A 17033-nucleotide genomic window follows, 5' to 3' on the forward strand; every position below is an offset into this window, starting at 1 on the left:
GATCGAAGGAGTACGGCGATGCTCGACGCCTCCGCAGGCTCCGAGAGGCTCTTCGCTGACCACTACGTCAATCTTCGCGCCCCGCACGCCAGCGACGCCATCGCCGCACAGCTTCGGGAGAGCGGCCTCGTCACCCTCGACGGACTGACCACACGGCAAGCGGTCCTGGTGTCCGCCTCCCGGCTGATGGCGATCACGCCCCACCCGCACGGCGCCCCGGACGGCCTGACCCTGATCCACGACACGGGCAGCCACGCACACCGCGCCGGCTTCGCCGGACTCGGCAACGGTGAACTCCTGGCCCACACCGAGAGGTCGGGCACCCCCAAGCCGCCCCGTCTGATCCTTGTGGTCTGTGTGCAGCCGGCCGCTGCGGGCGGCGTGACGCTCCTCGCTGACGGACGCGATGTCCACGCCCGCCTCGTCAGCCAGAACCGCACAGCGGCGATTGCGCTCAGCCAGCCCCGGACCGCCTACTTCGGAGCGGGCACCGGCCATGCCTCCCTGGTCTTCACCATTGGGGCTGACGGGCGGATCTCCATACGACTACGCCAGGACGGTCTCGCCCGCTGGAGCCCGGTCGTCCAGCCGTACCTGCCCGTTCTCCGCAGCGCCATCACTGATAGCCAGCACCGCCTAACGCTCCAGGCCGGACAGGGCTATCTGCTGGACAACCACCGCTGGCTGCACGCGCGCACGCGTTTCGCCGGGGACCGCCAGCTCCTGCGGGCCCTGGGAGAACCCCACTTCGGCCTTCCGACCGGCTTCATACCCTGCCCGTCAGTCTCCGTGCTGCCCAAGACGAGCGAGGCCCTCCTTCCCTCGATCTGATGTGCCCGCAACTCCGAGGAGGTGACAGCCATGGCTGAGGACAGCCTGCCCGAGCCCAGGGCCTTGAGGGTCGACAAGCACACCGGCTGCATCGGCCGGGTCATGGGGAGCGAGGGCCCGTACGTGCAGCTCCGCCCCATAAGAGGTGGCCTGGAGTGGGATGTTCCGACCAACAAACTGCGCGAACCCACCCAGGTGGGAGAAGACGAGCGTCAGGATGGCTGTGGCGAACGGACGGTGGGGACGGTGAACCCTCGCGCCATCCTTCGGCACGAGACCTGGACGCTCGAACCGGACCGCGAACCCGACGCGGAACCGACCACCTACGCAATGCAGTGCGCCGTTGACGGCGCGGCAACGCCGATCAGTGATGACTTCCTCGAACCCCAGAACTGGGTGCCGAAGCACTGCGACCGACACCCGTCGCACCACACCTACCAGGAGATCATCACTCGGCCATGGCATTCCTGGCGGCACGCACGATGCCGAGGGCAACGGCCTGGCCGGGGGGCGTTTTGCGGGCCCCGGTCATCGTTCGCTGTCGCCGCGTCGTGCGGCTTCGTGATCGGTGTCGCGATCGCGTCCCCCCGGCCCGCCCCTGAGTTCCCGTCCCTGCCGAACGTAGCCGACCGAGACGTTCCCCCACTCCGAGAAGCCCTGGCAGGGGCGGACCGCAATCCCCGTCCCGCACGGATCAGCCGCCCGAGCCCATGGACAGGTCGAGCACCGTCCGGGGCGGGTCTGCAATGCACCTCATCTCTCACACCCAGGAGGAACCAATGCCGAACAGCACCGCAACCGCCCCGACGACCGGACCGGTCCAGTCGGGCCTGGTCAAGGCGCGCCGCCGGATCCAGGCCGCCCGCGAGCGCGGCGTCACCCCGTCCGACGGCGGCAGCACCGGCCGCACCGACGGCAACGACTGATCCAGGAGGAGACGCGTTGTCGCCGCTGAACCTGGCGGCTCACCTGGGCCAGGACGAGTTCCTGGCCCAGGTGCTCCACCGCCACTACCGCCACGTCCCCGCCGCCCTCTCCCACCCGGGCGACTTGATCACCTGGGCCGACGTCAACACCATCCTGGCCACCCACCGCCTGGAACCGCCCCGCTTCCGCCTCTCTACAGACGGCGAGATGCTGCCCGCCCACCGCTACACCGCCCCGGTCACCACCCGCCGGCATACCGTCTGGCAACGCCTCCATCCCGCCGAACTGCACGCCCGCCTAGCCGAGGGCGCCTCCCTCGTCATCGACGCCGTCGATGAACTCCACCCGCCCGTCGGCCGAGCGGCCATGGAACTGGAGCGCTGGCTACGCACGGGCGTGCAGGCCAACCTGTACGCGTCGTGGACCGCGCGTGAGGGCTTCGGCGTGCACTGGGACGACCACGACGTGATCGTCATCCAGATCGACGGCGCCAAACGCTGGAAGCTGTACGGCCCCACTCGCACCGCTCCCATGTACAAGGACACCGACGAGCCCGAGCCACCGCCGGAACAGTCGATCACGGAACTGGTCCTGCACCCCGGCGACCTGCTCTACCTCCCGCGCGGCTGGTGGCACTCGGTGGCCGCCTCCGAAGGCGAGCACTCCCTCCATCTCACCTTCGGTATCCAGACCACCACCGGCGCCCAGCTCCTGTCCTGGCTCGCCGACGACCTGCGCCGCCACGACGACCTGCGCGAAGACCTGCCCGTCCACGCGCCAGCCGCCCAACAGGCCGCCTACCTGGAACGGCTGCGCAAGGAAGTCACCACCGCCCTGGAGAACCCGGACCTCATCGACCGGTACACGGCGATGCGCGAGGCAACCGACGTAACCCGCCTGCGGCCGAGCCTGCCCCACATCACCGGCATCCCCGCAAACCCGGACCTCCGCATCAGGCTGACCACCACACGCGCTCACCTGGAACCTGCGGCCAACGGGGACGGCGTGATCTTCCTGGCCTGCGACAACGAATGGGAGCTGGCTGAGGAAGCCCGGCCCCTCCTCCAGCACCTGCTGTCCGCCGCGCCCAGCACCGTGTCCCTCGGCGAGCTGGCCACAGCATCCGGAGCCTCGGTCGCGGAGGTCGCGGCCATCGCCTCGGAGCTGATGGACGGCCAAGCGATCACAGTGGAAGAAGACGCGCGATGAGGACAGCACCCCTGGGGCTGGGCACCTACCGCATCCGCCCTTCCGCCCTGAACGAAGCCGTCGTCCGCGCAGCCACCAGCCCGGCCGATGCATGGATCGACACAGCGCCCAACTACCTCGGTGGCCAAGCCCAGTCACTACTCGCCCCCACGCTCGCCCGGCACCCGATCCCGGTTTCGACCAAGGTCGGATTCCTGACCGCTCAGGCCATCAAGGACGCCATTTCCTACGGAGCCCTCACCATCGAGGACGCCGAACACGGCCACTGCCTGAGCACCCCGTACGTCCGCTGGCAGTGCGCCCGCAACCGCACCGAACTCGGCCGCGACCGCCTCGACCTCGTCTTCGCCCACAACCCCGAGCGCACCGGCGGCGACCCGTACGAGGCGCTGCGCGACGCCTTCACCGCCTTCGAAGCGGAAGCAGCGGCCGGCACTCTGACCGCATACGGCGTCGCCACCTGGGACGGCTTCGACACCGGCACCCTGACCGTCTCTGCCCTGCACCAACTGGCTTCCGAAGCCACCAGCACGGAGCATCACCACCTGCGAGCCGTCCAACTGCCCGTATCCCTGGTCACCGCAACCGCGTTCACCCAGGCTCTGGACGGGGAGGGCCCCATCGCCCAGGCTGCGGAGCTGGGATGGCAGGTGTACGCCTCAGCGCCTCTGTTCGGCGGCGAACTGCCGTGCCTGGCCACCCTGGAACTCACCGCACTGCTGGCCCCGCACCTCTCCACGGCTCAGGCATGCCTGCTGGCGGCGGCATCATGCCCCGGAGTGACACGGATTCTGCTCTCCGCCTCTACCCCGGCACACTGGATGGAAGCCAAAGCCGCCCTACGAAGTCCGGCCATCCCGACCCCCACGCTGCGAAAGGTGCTGGATGTACTCGCCGCCACCTGACCCCACCGACCAGCAGCGCATGCGCCGAGCCTTCATGCGGTCCGCGGAGACACTGGGCGTCGAGATCGCCGACCCCGAGTTCTGGGGCTGGCACGGCCGGACTCTGAGCAGCCGCGCCGAGCATCCGGACCGGGGGGCCTGTTGGCTGAGGCTGCTCTCCGCACCACAGGACAGGGGAGCGGGAAAGATCTGGGAGGGCAACCGCCGGGCCGCCGCGCTGTTCGACGGACGCATTCACAAACCCCTGCTGTACGACAGCGCGCAATCAAGCAGCGACGGCTTCACCTACCAAGCCGAACTGCACGAGTACGTCACCGAACCGGTCTGCTCCCCCATGCCCGTTCTGCGCACGGACCCGGACCCGCCGACCTCCTGGTGGGACTCCCTCCGCACCGACCTCGACTACGTGAGTACCGTCCCCACGGACCGTGTAGCCGTCCGTCAGGAGTGGGTGGACCGCACCGTCCCACGCTTCCTCGGCGTGCCCGGCCCTCGGATCACAGCCTGGGCGACGGCCCACGGCGACCTGCACACCGCCAACCTCACAGCCGCCACTCCCTATCTCCTCGACTGGGAAGGCTTCGGCCTGGCACCGGCCGGCTATGACGCAGCCATGCTGCTGGCTTACTCCTTGCTCGTCCCTACCTTCGCCAGCCGCGTCCGCGACACGTTCCCTGTCCTCAAGACGGAGACCGGTCGCGTCGCACAGATCATCGTCATCACTGAGCTACTGCAGTCGGCGTCACGCGGGGACCATCCCGAACTCGTCCCGGCGCTCCGAGCCTTGGCCGCAGAACTGGATTGAGCAAGCGATCGTAGGACAGCGACAGGCTGCCATCATTTCAACGTGGCTGGCATCTTGCCGACTTTCTCGTGTGCGTGCCACAGACCCGGCCGTGGACGTGACCACACCCCGCCCGTCCGCGCCCACGCTCACCCCGCGCCTGCCGACTTCAGCACCGCCAGCAGCGTGCGGGCGTCCCGCACGGTGGGGTGTCCCTCACCGAGATGGACAGCGGCATCGTTCACCACCTGCTCGGCCTGCCGCACTCCGCCGGGCTGGTCGCAGCCGAGCATGGCGTGTGACACCCGCAGGCGCAGGGTCAGTGGGTGGCGCGCGCCCAGCCGCGCCTGAGCCTCGCTGAGAAAGGTGCCACAGCCACGACGCGTCTGCGCCATGGTCTTCCCCTCCTGACCGCGCTCCCAGCGAAGGACCCGGGCCGCCAGTTCTTCGGCCGCTTCGTCGAGGGTCGCGGTGAGGGGAGCGGCGGCGCCACCGTCCTCGCCCGACTCGCCCGACTCGCCCGACTCGCGCGAGGACGTGGTGACCGCGGCGTCGACAGCGGTGGCAGCGGTCGCAGCCTGCGGCACGGCCCAGGTGGTGTCCTCGGCGCCATGGGCCCGGGTGTGGGCGAGCGTCTCGTAATGGCGTGTGGCAGGAACGGTGGCGTGCTCCGCGACGAGCGCCCGCACCCGCTCCGACAGCGGCGGCGGATCGATCCTGCCCGCACCGGCTCCGGGAGCCAGCGCCTCGGCCACGTCACCGGGCGTCGGCCGCCGGTCCGGATCGGGGTGCAGACACGAGCGGACCACCTCCACGAAGTCTCCGGGCAGCCCGGCGAGATCGGGTGTCCCGGCCCGGATGCCCGCGACCACGGACGGCGTGTCCTGACCCCAGGGGTTGTGCCCCAGGGCAAGGCGGGCGAGGACGGTGCCCAGGGAGAACACATCGCTGGCCGGGGTGAAGGTGGGCTGCTCGCGCAGTTGCTCGGGGGAAGCGTACGCATAGGTGCCGGCGAAGCCGCGCCGTGGCTCGGTGAGCCGTTCGATCTGGGCGATACCGAAGTCGATGACGCGCGGGCCGTCCTCGGTCAGCAGCACATTGGCCGGCTTCAGATCGAGGTGCACGATGCCCTCGGCGTGGATGGCGCTCAAGGCGACGGCGATACCCGCCCCCAGCGTGCGCACCAGGTCGACCTCCAGCCGTCCGCAGCGCTCCACGAGTTCCTGCAACGAGGGGGCGGCCACATACGGCACCGCCATCCACGGGGTCGAACCGTCGGTGTCCGCGGCGATCACCGGTACGGTGAACCGCCCGTCGACCCGCTGGGCCGCCCGCACCTCGTGGGCGAAGCCCCGCTTGATCGGGGGAGCCGCGGCGAGGTGCGCGTGCAGCGTCTTGACCGCGACCATCAGACCGTCGGGATCCTGGCACAGGTAGACCCGCCCGAAGCCGCCCTCGCCGACGCACTCCAGCACCTCGTACGTGCCGAAGGCCCGTGGCCGGTCCGCTCCGGCGGTGGGCCGGGCCCGCTCCATCTCCCGCCAGGTCCCGATGGCCGCAGCCTGCGGGTGCACCGCGATCCGGCCGTCCGCAGCGCCCGCAGCGCCCGCGGCACCCGCGGACATCGGCTTCCGAGCGCCCTGTTCACCGGTCGCGGGCTGCTCGTCCTTCACCACGACGACCCGTGCCGTCACCGGTTCGCCGTCCTGGAAGACGTACGCCTCGATCTGTACGTTCTCGTCGCTCAGGCGGGATACGTAGACGCCCGGCAGCCCCAACCCCTCGCACACGGTGGCCTCTTCGGGGGTCGGCCGCAGGTCGCCGCGGGCGAAGCAGAGGGCCGTCGCCTCACACCCCTGCCGGGACAGGCCCCGCAGCACGGCCGCCCAGTGCTCCGCGTTCCATACGCGCCATGTCACGTCGTCCGGGCCGTCGTTCACGACCGCGAGGCGGGGCGCTTCGGGCGCGCCGGCCTCGCATGCCAGCACCGCGCATGCCGTCTCCGGCGCGGCCTGCACGGTCTCGCCCAACAGCGTCGCGGTCCGTTCATGGATGCGGAGCATCGGGCGCCGGGCCGTCCGGGCGAGTTCGTCGCGCTGTCCGCGGAGGATGTCGTACTCCGGCGAACCCGGCCCCTGGCCCCGTAGCTCCATGCAGGCGAGCACCTTTCCGAAGCAGTCGACGGCCGTCGCGTGGTCCTCCGCCGCTACCGCCGCCTTCGCCTGCTGGACGCGCGCGGAGAGGGTCTGTGAGCTGTCCGCCCCGTAGAGTTGCTCGGAGCGCGCGGCGATCTGCCCGTACATCCGGCCCGCGCGCCGGAAGTCCCCTTCGGCTTCGACCGCGGCGGCCGTCGCGAGGAGGTCCTCCAGCCCGTCGTGGCCGCCCTCGTTGCCGAACGGCAGTCCGCCGGCGACCTCGGCGTAGCGCTGGCGGGCGATGTTGACGAGCTGGTGGCCGGGGCCGAGTTCCTGTTGGGCGGTCTGCAACATCTGGGAGAACGCGCGCAGCGCCGCCGCGTTGTCGCCGCTCTTCTGCTGCCAGTAGCCGACCTCGCACAGCAGGGTGAGCGCCGTCTCGGTGCGGTTGTCCGCCTCGGCGGACCGGCGCATGGCTTCGTAGCGGCGAACGGCCTCCTCCGGCCGGCCCGACCGACCGTGCCAGTGGGCCAGTTGATGCCGGGCCAGTTCGGTGTCCCGATGGCGTGGTCCCTGGCTCCGCTCCCGGTCGGCCATCAGCCGGGCGAACAGGTGCACTGCGGCTTCCGGTTGTCCGGACTCGCCGGTCCAGTGGGCGAGTTGGTGCCGAAGCGCCAAGGTGTCGGCGTCCTCCGGTCCCAGCGCGCGTTCGGCTTGCGCGACCAGTTCCGCGTAGCGTTCGGCGGCCTCCTCCGCATGTCCCTGACGGCCCGTCAACTCCGCCTGCCCGCTGCCCTCCCGCAGCGCTGCGACCACCTCCGCGCGAGGACCTGATATCGCCCCGCGCAGCTTGCCGAACCACCCCACCAAGCCCACCCCATCGCTGTAGCCGGACCTGCGTCCCGTGGTCAGTATGCTCTACCCAATCGTTTGCGCCAATCGTTTGGGCAATGGCGCCCGCTGACCTCGCAGGGAAGCCAACCGACGACGGAAGCCAACCGACGACGGAAGCCAACCGACGACGGAAGTGAACCGACTGGTGATCGGGGCGGGCCTTACATCGTCCCGCTGCTCACCGCAGACCCGGCCCGATCGGCGTGCCCGAAGAGGCCCGTACCACGAGATCGGGCCTGAGCACCTCCGAGGCGACGGGCTCGCCCGCGATACGGCGGAGCAGCAGCCGTACGGCGCGTCTGCCCTGCTCGGCCATCGGGGAGTGGACGCTGGTGAGCGGGACGGGCAGTTCGGCGGCCAGGGGGGTGTCGTTGAACCCGGCCAGCGCGAGGTCTTCCCCCAGACGCAGGCCCAGGTCGCGGGCGGCACCGATGGTGCCGATCGCCGCGAGGTCGTTGACGGCGAAGATCGCGGTCGGCCGGTCGGAGCCGCTCAGCAACTCGACGGCGGCCCGGTGCCCGCCGGCCGCGTCGAAGCGGCAGTGCCGCATCCGGTGGGCGGACAGGGGCAGGCCCGCCTCGCGGTAGCGGTCGGTGAAGCCGGCGGTGCGGTCGGTGCCGGTACTGGCGAAGGGTTCACCGGCGACGACGGCCACCTGACGGTGGCCCAGGGCCAGGAAGTGCTCGGCGACGAGTCGCCCGCCCAGGGGGTCGTCGCAGGTGACCGCCGGATGGCCGGTGTCGGTGCGGCGGTTGACGAGCACGAAGGGCATGCCGTCCAGGGCCGGGTCGGCCAGCGCGGCCCCGTCCAGGTGTGCGTCGCCGATGATGAGGCCGTCCACCCGGCGGCCCAGGATCATTGCGATCCGCTCGCGCTGGGTGGCGGGGTCGTCGTGGGTGTTGGTGACGAAGGTGGAGAGCCCCCGCAGGGTCGCCTCCTCCTCCACACCCTCGTAGATGGTGGCCACCACGATCTCCGACAGCCGGGGGAAGAGCACCCCGACCAGGTTGCTGCGCCGGGTGCGCAGGCTGGTGGCGTGCGGGTTGGGCCGGTAGCCGAGTTCGTCGGCCAGCTCGCGGATCCGCCGCGCCGTCTCGCCCGACGCGGCACGGCCCTGCTCCCCGGACGGGCCGTTGAGGACGCGGGAGACCGTCGAGACATGCAGCCCGAGCCGTTCCGCGATCCCGCGCAGTGTCACCGGACCGCCATCGCCCGCCATACCCGTCTCCCGCCTCGCCGTCTTCGAACCGCTTCCATTCTCCCCAACGGCGCCTCCTCAACGGCTTCTTTCCAACGGCGCACCTCGACGACCCTGGGGCCCCAGCGCACCCCGGCGGGCCCCGGCGGACAACCGCACCCGAGGGCAGCGCCCGAGGCCCCCGCCTGGGGAAGGCCGAGGTGGGTCGCGGAGGAGGGCGCGTCGACCGCGCCGGGCGGGCCCTTCGCGTGGTGGTACGCCGCCGCCACCGACGACGACGCCACCGACGACGACGGCGGCGCGCCCGCACCGGCGTCCCCCGAGGACTCGACGTGCCTCGTCCCCGTCCCCGTCCCCGTCCCCGCGCCGGGGTCGGCGCGTTGCGCGGCGTCGGCGGGCGTCAGCAGTACGGCGGCTGGTTCATCATGGCCGCCGCCACCCGCATCCAGATCCCGAACTGGCGGTAGAGGGCGGGCAGTTGGCCACGGGCCTGGACGGTGCGGCTGTCGGTGGCGGTGACCCCGGGGATGCCCGGCAGGGTGGCGGCCACCGAGGACGACTGCCAGCGGACCGTGAGGGTCACCTCGTCCGTGGTGGCGGCCGGCCGCCGCGGAGCGGGCGCGAGGGCCGCGGCGACCGTGTCCTCGATCGCCTGCCGGGCCTCCGCCGCGGGGCGCAGCTCCGCCGAGAAGCGGTCGTGCGCGTACTTCACGGGGACCGTGGCGATCCGGTCGTCCCACGCCGTGGCCTCCGCGCAGGCCGCGTCGTCCCCGGTGAGGACGGCCACGGGGACGCCGAGCGCCGCCGCGGTGGCCTGGGCCAGGCCGATCTCGCCGACGGGGCCGCCGTCCAGCCAGATGTCCTCGATCTCGTGACCCATGAAGCTGTGGCTCAGTACGCCGAGGGCGCCGGCCCGGGAGTGGTAGCCGACGCAGATCATCGCATCGTGGGAGGCGGTGAGTCCCTCCAGCATGCCCATCTGCTTCGGCCTGCCCCGGACCAGGCGGGCCGCCGGGTGCAGCGACTCGGGCAGCAGGTTGCGCATGGGGCCGTGGGCATCGTTGACGAGTACGTCGGTGGCACCGGCCGCGAGGGTGCCCCGCACGGCGGCGTTGACGTCCTGGGCCATCATCGACCGGCCGCGTTCGTAGTCCCGGCCGCCGGGCTGAACGTCATCGCGGTCGACGAGGCCGGTGATGCCTTCCATGTCCACGCTGATATAGATCCGCACGACCCCCAGCCTAGGCCCGAACGACCCTACGTGATGTAGGTTCCCAGCTGTCCAAGCGCCGTACGACTCGTTCCACGGGGGCATGATGCAGGGCACGAACGCGGACACGAACACACAGGGGGCGTGGCGCCCGGAGTCGGGCGCGCGGGCGGCGGCCGGCCGTCTCGGGCCCACCATCGCCCTGCTCGTCGTGAGCCTCGCCATCGCCGCCGTGGGGGTGTACGAGCTGTGCGGCTTCGGGCTGCACAGCCTGGCACGGCGGCCGCATCTGTTCAGCGACGGGTTGGCCACCGGAGGCGTGATCGTCGCCGTGGTGGCGGCCGGGGCGGCGGTGGGCAACCTGGCATGGCATCTGACGGCGGCGCGCCGCGGTACGGACACGGACACGGATGCGGACACGGATGCGGATGCGGATGCGGATACATAGCGCCACAGCGCGGAGCCCGGCACCGTAGTGCGGAGACTCAGCACGGCAATATGGGGGCCCGGCACCGCAGTGCGGTGGCGTCGGGGGCGCGGCCGGGACATGGGCGTACCGCAGCCGTACGCGCGTCCCAGCCGACGATCCCGTACCGCTCACCCTTTTCTTACCCTACAAACTGTAGGGTCTATGAGCCCCGCCCCTTGTCCCCGCCCCCTCATCCCCATCCCCGTTCCTCATCCTCGCCCCCGCCCCCGTCCCCGTCCCCAAGGTCACCGGTCACCATGCCTGCACAGCAGTCGACGCTGACTCCCCCGCAGCTCCCCGTCCGGCACAACCGCCGCCGGCCCGCCGTGCCCGCCCGGCTGTGTGCGCGGGCCGCCGCCGCGACCGTCTGGTACCTGCGGCTGCTCGCCGGGCTCAACATCGCCGCGGTCGTGTCGCTGCCGTTCCGCGAGGAGGTGCACGAGCACAACGCGGGCGAGTTCTTCACGCCGTACCTGGCCACCGCGGGCCTGGTCTCGGCGGCGCTGGCGCTGTTCCTCGCGGTGGTGATGCGCCGCCGCAAGCGCGCGGCCTGGGTCTTCAACCTGCTCCTCGCCGGCCCCCTGTGCAGCCTCTACGTGCTCGCGCTCACCACCGACGCCTACGGCAGGCATCTCTTCAACTGGCTCTCCGCCGCGCTCACCGGCCTGTTCGTGGCCGCGCTGCTGCTCGGCCGCCGCGAGTTCGACGCCATCGGCGACCGTTCCAACCCGCGGCTCGCGCTGGCCGTCGGCGCGGGCGGCATCCTGGTCAGCGGCACCCTCGGCACGCTGCTGGTGAGCGAGACGAACACCCGGTCAGGGGCGAGCCTCCAGGACCGGATCGCGTACACCCTGCTGCGTGGCGTCAGCGTCGGCCCGCTCTCCGACCGGATCGACTCCGTGCACGCGCCCCGCTGGGTCGACGTCATCGTCAACGTCCTGATCGCCGCGACGTTCCTGCTCGTCCTGTACGCCTGCTTCCGTGCCCCGCGCGGGCAGGCGCTGCTCGGCGCGGCGGACGAGGCGCGGCTGCGGGCGCTGCTGGAGCTGCACGGCGCACGCGACTCCCTCGGCTACTTCGCGCTGCGCCGGGACAAGTCGGCCCTGTTCTCGCCGAGCGGCAAGGCGGCCGTCACCTATCGCGTGGTGGGCGGCGTCAGCCTGGCCTCCGGGGACCCGATCGGCGATCCGGAGGCATGGCCCGGCGCCATCGACGCCTGGCTCGCCGAGGCGCGCCGGCACGCCTGGACCCCCGCGGTGATGGGCGCGAGCGAGGAGGCCGGCACGGTCTACGCCCGGCATGGCCTCGATGCCCTGGAGCTGGGTGACGAGGCCATCGTGGAGCTGGCCGACTTCACGCTGGAGGGGCGGGCGATGCGCGTGGTCCGCCAGGCGCACAACCGGGTCCGGCGGGCCGGGTACACGGTGCGGGTGCGCCGCCATACGGACATCCCCGAGTCCGAGATGGCGCTGCTGGTCGACCGCGCCGACCACTGGCGCGACGGCGCCACCGAGCGCGGCTTCTCCATGGCCCTCGGCCGCCTCGGCGACCCCGCCGACGGGCGCTGCGTGATGCTGGAGTGCCGGGACGCGGCCGGGGAGCCCCGGGCGCTGCTCAGCTTCGTCCCCTGGGGCGAGCACGGCCTGTCGCTGGACCTGATGCGCCGGGACCGGGCGTGCGAGAACGGGCTGATGGAGTACATGGTCGTGGAACTGCTGCTGTGCGCCGAGGAGTTGGGGGTACGGCGGGTGTCGCTGAACTTCGCGATGTTCCGCTCCGTCTTCGAGCGGGGCTCCCGGCTGGGCGCGGGCCCGGTCCTGCGCCTGTGGCGTTCGGTGCTCACGTTCTTCTCGCGCTGGTGGCAGATCGAGTCCCTGTACCGGGCAAACGCCAAGTACCGGCCGGTGTGGGAGCCCCGGTTCCTGCTGTTCGCCAAGAGCAGCGACATCCCGCGCATCGGGCTGGCCAGCGCGCGGGCGGAGGGTTTTCTCGCCCCGCCCGGCCTGCCCGCGCTGACCCGGCGCGGGCGGGCGCCGGGCCCGGAGGTCACCTCCTCCTCACCATCCGCGGCCCCGTGAGCACCGTGAACTCCGTGAACACCGCAGGTCACCTCGTCCCCGCCACCCGCAGCACCGTGAGCACCAGGGTCCGCGCCACCTCCACCACCTCCCGCACGGACACATGCTCGCGCGCGCTGTGTGCCACCCGTACGTCGCCCGGCCCGTACTGCAGCGTCGGGATGCCCGCCGCGGCGTACAGCCGCAGATCGCTCCCGTAGGGCGCGCCGCGCTCCCGCGGCCGGGCCGCCCAGCCGTTGACGTCGGTGCAGGCGTCGCGCACCTCGTCCCGCAGCGGGTGCCCGACCGGCAGCCGCCCGCTCGCGCACTGCCCGCCGGGCCAGCTCACGGTCGCCGGATGCGCGGCGAGCCACGGGTCGGCGGCGCACGCCTCGGCCACCCTGCGCTCCAACTCGGCGCGCGCCTCGGCCGGTTCCTCATCGAGTCGGACGCCCAGCCGGCCCTCGGCGACCAGCAGGTCCGGCACGCTGCTCGCGCGGTCGCCCGCCCGCAGGGTGCCGACCGAGAGCGCGTACGGGATGGGGTACTCGGCCATCAGCGGGGACGGGTCGCGGTTGCGTTCGGCCTCCAGCCCGGCGAGCGCCCGGTGCAGCGGCAGACAGGCGTCCACCGCACTGACCCCCGCCGCTCGCGAACTGGCGTGCGCCGCCTTGCCCGGGACGGTCAGCCGGAAGGTGAGCGCGCCCGCGTTGGCGGTGATCAGGGTGCCGGAGGTCGGCTCGGTGATGACGCAGGCGTCGCCGGTGTGGCCGCGCCGCAGCGTGCCGAAGGCGCCGATACCGCCGTCCTCCTCGCCGACGACGAAATGCACGGCGACCCGGCCCCGCAGGCGTACCCCGGCCGCTCGGACCGCGGCCAGCGCGGCGAGGTGCGCCACCAGTCCGGCCTTCATGTCGCAGGCGCCGCGCCCGTGGACGATGTCCCCGCGCACCCTCGGCACGAACGGGTCGCCGTCCCAGGCGGCCGGGTCCCCGGGCGGTACGACGTCCACGTGGCCCTGGAGGACCAGGGTGGACCCGTCGCCGTCCCCGGTCGTCTGCCCCACCAGGCCCCATGCCTCCTCGCGCGGCGCCCGAAGGCCGGGGGAGGCGGGGTCGGCGAGCAGCGCGGGCAGGTCCATGGACCACAGGTCGACATCCAGTCCGAGCCGCTGCAGGCGCCCGGCGAGGTGGTGCTGGAGTTCGGACTCGGCGGCGCTCCCGGTCACGCTGGGGATTGCGATCAGCTCCGGCAGCGTCCGGCCGATGACCGCCTCGTCGAGGCACCCGAGGGCGGCGGCCTCCACGTCGGTCACCATACGAACGCTCCTTCCGGTCAGCGGACCGAGGCCGGTCGACGGACCGACACCAGCCGACAGACCAACGCCAGCCAGCGGACCGACACCCGTCGACACGCCAACGCCGGCCAACGAGCCGACACCAGTCAGCGGGCCAACGCCAGCCGACGGACCGACTCCAGCCCACGGCCGACGCCAGTAGACGGGGGGCCGCCGATACCCCGATCATCGCCCCACGGCCGCCGCCCCGAACAGACGTCCGCGCATTCCGGCCCGTTCGTACGCGACGATCGCGGGCGCGTTGTCCGCGTCCACCATCAGCGCCACGCGGCCGTGGCGCCGTACGAGCGCGTCGGCGACGAACGCGGACACGGCGGCGGCCAGCCCCCGGCCGCGGGCCCGCGGATGGGTCACGACCCCGGCCATGAACCCGCAACCGGCCAGCGCGCGCCGGTGACCACGCCGGGTGCCGTCGCCGTCTCCATCCACAGGAACCCGGCGCCGCCGGGCACCAGCCCGGGTGTCCCGCGTATCGGCGCGTCGATCAGCCGCGCGTCCCCGAACGGCCGGTGCGTCGGCCCGACCACCCGGAGCACGTCCCGGACCGGGGGCAGCGCGTCCTTCGGGTCGCCCGCCACCGCGAGCCGGTCCCGTCCGGACAGTCCGGGGCCGGCGACCGCCACCGCCGACCCGCGCCGGAAGATCCGCACACCCGGCCCCGGGGCACCGCCGTCCCGGCCCTGCTCGGCCCGGACGAGGTGCCCGGCGCGTCCCGTCACGCGCGTCCCCCATGTCCCCCATGTCCCCCGTGCGTCGTGCCCCCCGTGAGCCCCCCGCCCACCGTGAACCCGATCATCGAGCCGCCGCCCTCCCGGCGCAGGGCGAACGGAGCCCCGCCGTGCGCCATGGCCACCTCCCGCACGATGGACAGGCCCAGTCCGGAACCGGGCAGGGAGCGGGCGTCGGCGGCGCGGTAGAAGCGGTCGAAGATGCGGATCAGGTCGCCGTCGGCGATGCCCGGCCCGCGGTCGAGGACCTCGACGCGGACCGGTCCCGCGGCTCCGGCGCCGCCCGCACGGGCGGCGCCGTGGCCCCTGGGGAGCACCGGGCCGGTGACCTGGACCTCGATGGGCGACCCGCTGTCGCGGTCGAACTTGGCGGCGTTCTCGACCAGGTTGGAGATCGCGCGCTGGAGCATGGCGGGCCGTCCGTCAGTGGTGGTGTCCCCGGCGGCCCGCAGCACGATGTCCCGGCCGGTGCGGCGGCGCGCGAGGCCCACCACGTCCTCGGCGATGTCCGCGAGGTCGACCCGCTGCGGCGGCTCGGTGTCGGACTGCCCGGCGGCGAGGTCGACCAGTTCGTTGACGAGGTCGGTCAACTCGCGGGCCTCCTGGGTGAGGTCGGCGACGAGTTCGTCGCGGGTGGCGGGCGGCAGCTCGTCGATGCGGCGCAGCAGGGAGATGTTGGTACGCAGGGAGGTGAGCGGGGTGCGCAGTTCGTGGCCGGCGTCCTGGACCAGCCGGCGCTGGTCCTCCTCCGACTGGGCGAGGCGCCCCAGCATCCGGTCGAACGCCCGCCCCAGGCGCCCCACTTCGTCAAGACCGGCGACGGGCACCTCGATGCCCAGCCGACGGGTGCGGGCGACGTCCTCGGCGGCGGTGGTGAGCAGGACCAGGCGCCGGGTGATGCGGCGGGCCAGCCACCAGCCGAACAGCCCGGCGGCGACCACGACCGCGGCCATCAGGATCAGGGTGCGCTGCTGGAGCGCCCGCAGCAGGTCCTCGGTGTCGCTGAACTCCTGCGCGACCTGCACCGCGCCCCGCCCGTCGCCGAGCGCGACGGTCGCGATCCGGAACAGGTCCTCGCCGACCCGGACGTCCGTGTACTGGACGGTCTTCGCGGCCTCCCGGGCGGTGGCGACCGCCCGGTCCTCGGCGGTGACGGGCAGCACCGGGCTGCCGTGGTCGACGATCTGGCCCTGGGCGCCGAGCACTTGGACATCGGTGCGGCTGGGCCGGACCACGTCGTGTCCCGGCCGGGTGGAGCTGAAGTCGTCGGGGACCATCTCCTGCTGCCGCACCTCGGCCTGCACGTCCTGCACGACCTGGGTGAACACTGACTGCTGGTCCACGCGGACCAGCCGGGCCGCGGCACCGTAGGACAGGATGCCGACGAGGATCGTGACGGCGGCGGTGACGGCCGCGAAGGACACGGCGAAGGTGGTGCGCAACGAGACCAGCTTGGGCCGGCGCAGGGGGGACAGCCTGCGCAGGGGCGACAGCCTCCGCAGGCGGCCCACTCAGTCCTCCCGCAGCACGTAACCCACGCCCCGCACGGTGTGGATCAGCTGCGGCGCGCCGGGCTCGTCCAGCTTGCGGCGCAGGTAGCCGACGTAGACGGCGAGGTTCTTGGAGCCGGGTCCGAAGTCGTAGCCCCAGATACGGTCGTAGATGGTGGAGTGGTCGAGCACGATGCCGACATTGCGGACCAGGAGTTCCAGCAGTTCGAACTCGGTGCGGGTCAGCTCCAGCTCCCGCTTGCCGCGCCAGGCCCGGCGCGCCTGGAGGTCCATGCGCAGCCCGGCGGCCTCCACCTGGCGGTCGTTGACCTGGGTGTCACGGACCGGGTCGCTGCCACCGCCGTTCCCGACTCCGTTCCCACCGCCGCTGCCGCCGCTGCCGCCCGCGGTCACCGGGGTGGTGCGGCGCAGCAGAGCGCGCAGCCGGGCGAAGACCTCCTCGACGTCGAACGGCTTGACGACATAGTCGTCGGCGCCGGCGTCGAGGCCGGCGATCCGGTCGGCGGTCTCGACCAGCGCGGTGAGCATCAGGATCGGGGTGCGGTCGCCCTCGGCGCGCAGCACCCGGCACACCTGGAGCCCGTCGATGCCCGGCATCATCACGTCGAGGACGAGGACGTCCGGCGGGGTGCGGTGGGCATGCGCCAGCGCCTCCACTCCGTCGGCGACCGCCGTCACCTCATAGCCCTCCAGGGTCAGGGCACGCTCCAGGGCGTGACGGATGGCGCGGTCGTCTTCGGCGAGCAGTACAGTCTGGGGCACGCCCCCAGTCTGCCAAGATCGCCGACGGTTCGGCCGCGCCGAGCGGGCCTACGATC

The 17033-nt window shown here is 72.5% G+C and carries 15 protein-coding genes and 1 pseudogene; 8 read left to right on the forward strand and 8 right to left on the reverse strand.

What is annotated here, in order from left to right; translation table 11 throughout:
• Positions 1-18: 18 nt before the first annotated feature.
• The 6 genes and pseudogenes from ACWEKM_RS16595 to ACWEKM_RS16620 all read left to right on the forward strand — a co-directional run bounded on the left by ACWEKM_RS16595 (position 19) and on the right by ACWEKM_RS16620 (position 4677).
• Positions 19-831 (forward strand): TauD/TfdA family dioxygenase, encoded by an 813-nt coding sequence (locus ACWEKM_RS16595; protein WP_451621885.1) that lies wholly within the window; start codon positions 19-21, stop codon positions 829-831.
• A 102-nt stretch (positions 832-933) separates the two neighbouring features.
• Positions 934-1296: pseudogene (locus ACWEKM_RS16600) on the forward strand (DUF7848 domain-containing protein); the annotation flags it as partial.
• Positions 1297-1610: 314 nt separating this feature from the next.
• Entirely contained in the window at positions 1611-1757 is a 147-nt protein-coding gene (locus ACWEKM_RS16605; protein ID WP_451621933.1) for a hypothetical protein, read from the forward strand.
• 16 nt (positions 1758-1773) lie between these two features.
• Positions 1774-2967, forward strand: coding sequence for a cupin domain-containing protein (locus ACWEKM_RS16610; RefSeq protein ID WP_451621934.1), 1194 nt, complete (start codon positions 1774-1776; stop codon positions 2965-2967).
• Positions 2964-3872 (forward strand): aldo/keto reductase, encoded by a 909-nt coding sequence (locus tag ACWEKM_RS16615; protein WP_451621886.1) that lies wholly within the window; start codon positions 2964-2966, stop codon positions 3870-3872. Before ACWEKM_RS16610 ends, ACWEKM_RS16615 begins: the two co-directional genes overlap by 4 nt.
• On the forward strand, positions 3853-4677 hold the full coding sequence (locus ACWEKM_RS16620; protein ID WP_451621887.1) for a phosphotransferase: 825 nt from the start codon (positions 3853-3855) through the stop codon (positions 4675-4677). The genes ACWEKM_RS16615 and ACWEKM_RS16620 overlap by 20 nt, the downstream gene beginning before the upstream one ends.
• Before the next feature lie 128 nt (positions 4678-4805).
• On the opposite strand, the gene ACWEKM_RS16625 is transcribed toward ACWEKM_RS16620, so the two are convergent.
• The 3 genes from ACWEKM_RS16625 to ACWEKM_RS16635 all read right to left on the reverse strand — a co-directional run bounded on the left by ACWEKM_RS16625 (position 4806) and on the right by ACWEKM_RS16635 (position 10114).
• On the reverse strand, positions 4806-7667 hold the full coding sequence (locus tag ACWEKM_RS16625) for a protein kinase domain-containing protein (RefSeq protein WP_451621888.1): 2862 nt from the start codon (positions 7665-7667) through the stop codon (positions 4806-4808).
• Positions 7668-7863: 196 nt separating this feature from the next.
• The gene (locus tag ACWEKM_RS16630) at positions 7864-8904 is read right to left on the reverse strand and encodes a LacI family DNA-binding transcriptional regulator (RefSeq protein ID WP_451621889.1); all 1041 of its coding nucleotides are present in this window, start codon (positions 8902-8904) and stop codon (positions 7864-7866) included.
• A 379-nt stretch (positions 8905-9283) separates the two neighbouring features.
• Positions 9284-10114 carry a M55 family metallopeptidase gene (locus ACWEKM_RS16635; protein ID WP_451621890.1) on the reverse strand — a complete coding sequence of 277 codons (831 nt, stop codon included), beginning with the start codon at positions 10112-10114 and terminating at the stop codon, positions 9284-9286.
• 82 nt (positions 10115-10196) lie between these two features.
• Here ACWEKM_RS16635 and ACWEKM_RS16640 point away from each other — a divergent pair, with 82 nt between their 5' ends.
• Entirely contained in the window at positions 10197-10541 is a 345-nt protein-coding gene (locus tag ACWEKM_RS16640; protein ID WP_451621891.1) for a hypothetical protein, read from the forward strand.
• A 278-nt stretch (positions 10542-10819) separates the two neighbouring features.
• Complete coding sequence (locus ACWEKM_RS16645; protein WP_451621892.1) at positions 10820-12640, forward strand: phosphatidylglycerol lysyltransferase domain-containing protein; 1821 nt, start codon at positions 10820-10822, stop codon at positions 12638-12640.
• Between the two features lie 28 nt (positions 12641-12668).
• On the opposite strand, the gene ACWEKM_RS16650 is transcribed toward ACWEKM_RS16645, so the two are convergent.
• From ACWEKM_RS16650 to ACWEKM_RS16670, 5 genes are all read right to left on the reverse strand, one after another.
• Positions 12669-13937: an ArgE/DapE family deacylase gene (locus tag ACWEKM_RS16650; RefSeq protein ID WP_451621893.1), complete on the reverse strand. Its 1269-nt coding sequence runs from the start codon at positions 13935-13937 to the stop codon at positions 12669-12671.
• 204 nt (positions 13938-14141) lie between these two features.
• The gene (locus ACWEKM_RS16655) at positions 14142-14330 is read right to left on the reverse strand and encodes a GNAT family N-acetyltransferase (protein WP_451621894.1); all 189 of its coding nucleotides are present in this window, start codon (positions 14328-14330) and stop codon (positions 14142-14144) included.
• A complete protein-coding gene (locus tag ACWEKM_RS16660; RefSeq protein WP_451621895.1) occupies positions 14327-14695 on the reverse strand; it encodes a hypothetical protein in 369 nt (122 codons plus the stop codon). The genes ACWEKM_RS16655 and ACWEKM_RS16660 overlap by 4 nt, the downstream gene beginning before the upstream one ends.
• Positions 14692-16197, reverse strand: a complete 1506-nt coding sequence (locus tag ACWEKM_RS16665; protein WP_451621935.1) for a HAMP domain-containing sensor histidine kinase — start codon at positions 16195-16197, stop codon at positions 14692-14694. The genes ACWEKM_RS16660 and ACWEKM_RS16665 overlap by 4 nt, the downstream gene beginning before the upstream one ends.
• Before the next feature lie 18 nt (positions 16198-16215).
• Complete coding sequence (locus ACWEKM_RS16670) at positions 16216-16977, reverse strand: response regulator transcription factor (RefSeq protein WP_451621896.1); 762 nt, start codon at positions 16975-16977, stop codon at positions 16216-16218.
• Positions 16978-17033 lie beyond the last annotated feature (56 nt).

The organism is Streptomyces sp. NPDC004752, assembly GCF_053601275.1.

Bases quoted from the DNA above. Each gene is read 5' to 3' on its own strand.
- ACWEKM_RS16595 (WP_451621885.1), top strand. From the start codon at position 19: ATGCTCGACGCCTCCGCAGGCTCCGAGAGGCTCTTCGCTGACCACTAC.
- ACWEKM_RS16605 (WP_451621933.1), top strand. From the start codon at position 1,611: ATGCCGAACAGCACCGCAACCGCCCCGACGACCGGACCGGTCCAGTCG.
- ACWEKM_RS16615 (WP_451621886.1), top strand. From the start codon at position 2,964: ATGAGGACAGCACCCCTGGGGCTGGGCACCTACCGCATCCGCCCTTCC.
- ACWEKM_RS16620 (WP_451621887.1), top strand. From the start codon at position 3,853: ATGTACTCGCCGCCACCTGACCCCACCGACCAGCAGCGCATGCGCCGA.
- ACWEKM_RS16630 (WP_451621889.1), bottom strand. From the start codon at position 8,904: ATGGCGGGCGATGGCGGTCCGGTGACACTGCGCGGGATCGCGGAACGG.
- ACWEKM_RS16640 (WP_451621891.1), top strand. From the start codon at position 10,197: ATGATGCAGGGCACGAACGCGGACACGAACACACAGGGGGCGTGGCGC.
- ACWEKM_RS16645 (WP_451621892.1), top strand. From the start codon at position 10,820: ATGCCTGCACAGCAGTCGACGCTGACTCCCCCGCAGCTCCCCGTCCGG.
- ACWEKM_RS16650 (WP_451621893.1), bottom strand. From the start codon at position 13,937: ATGGTGACCGACGTGGAGGCCGCCGCCCTCGGGTGCCTCGACGAGGCG.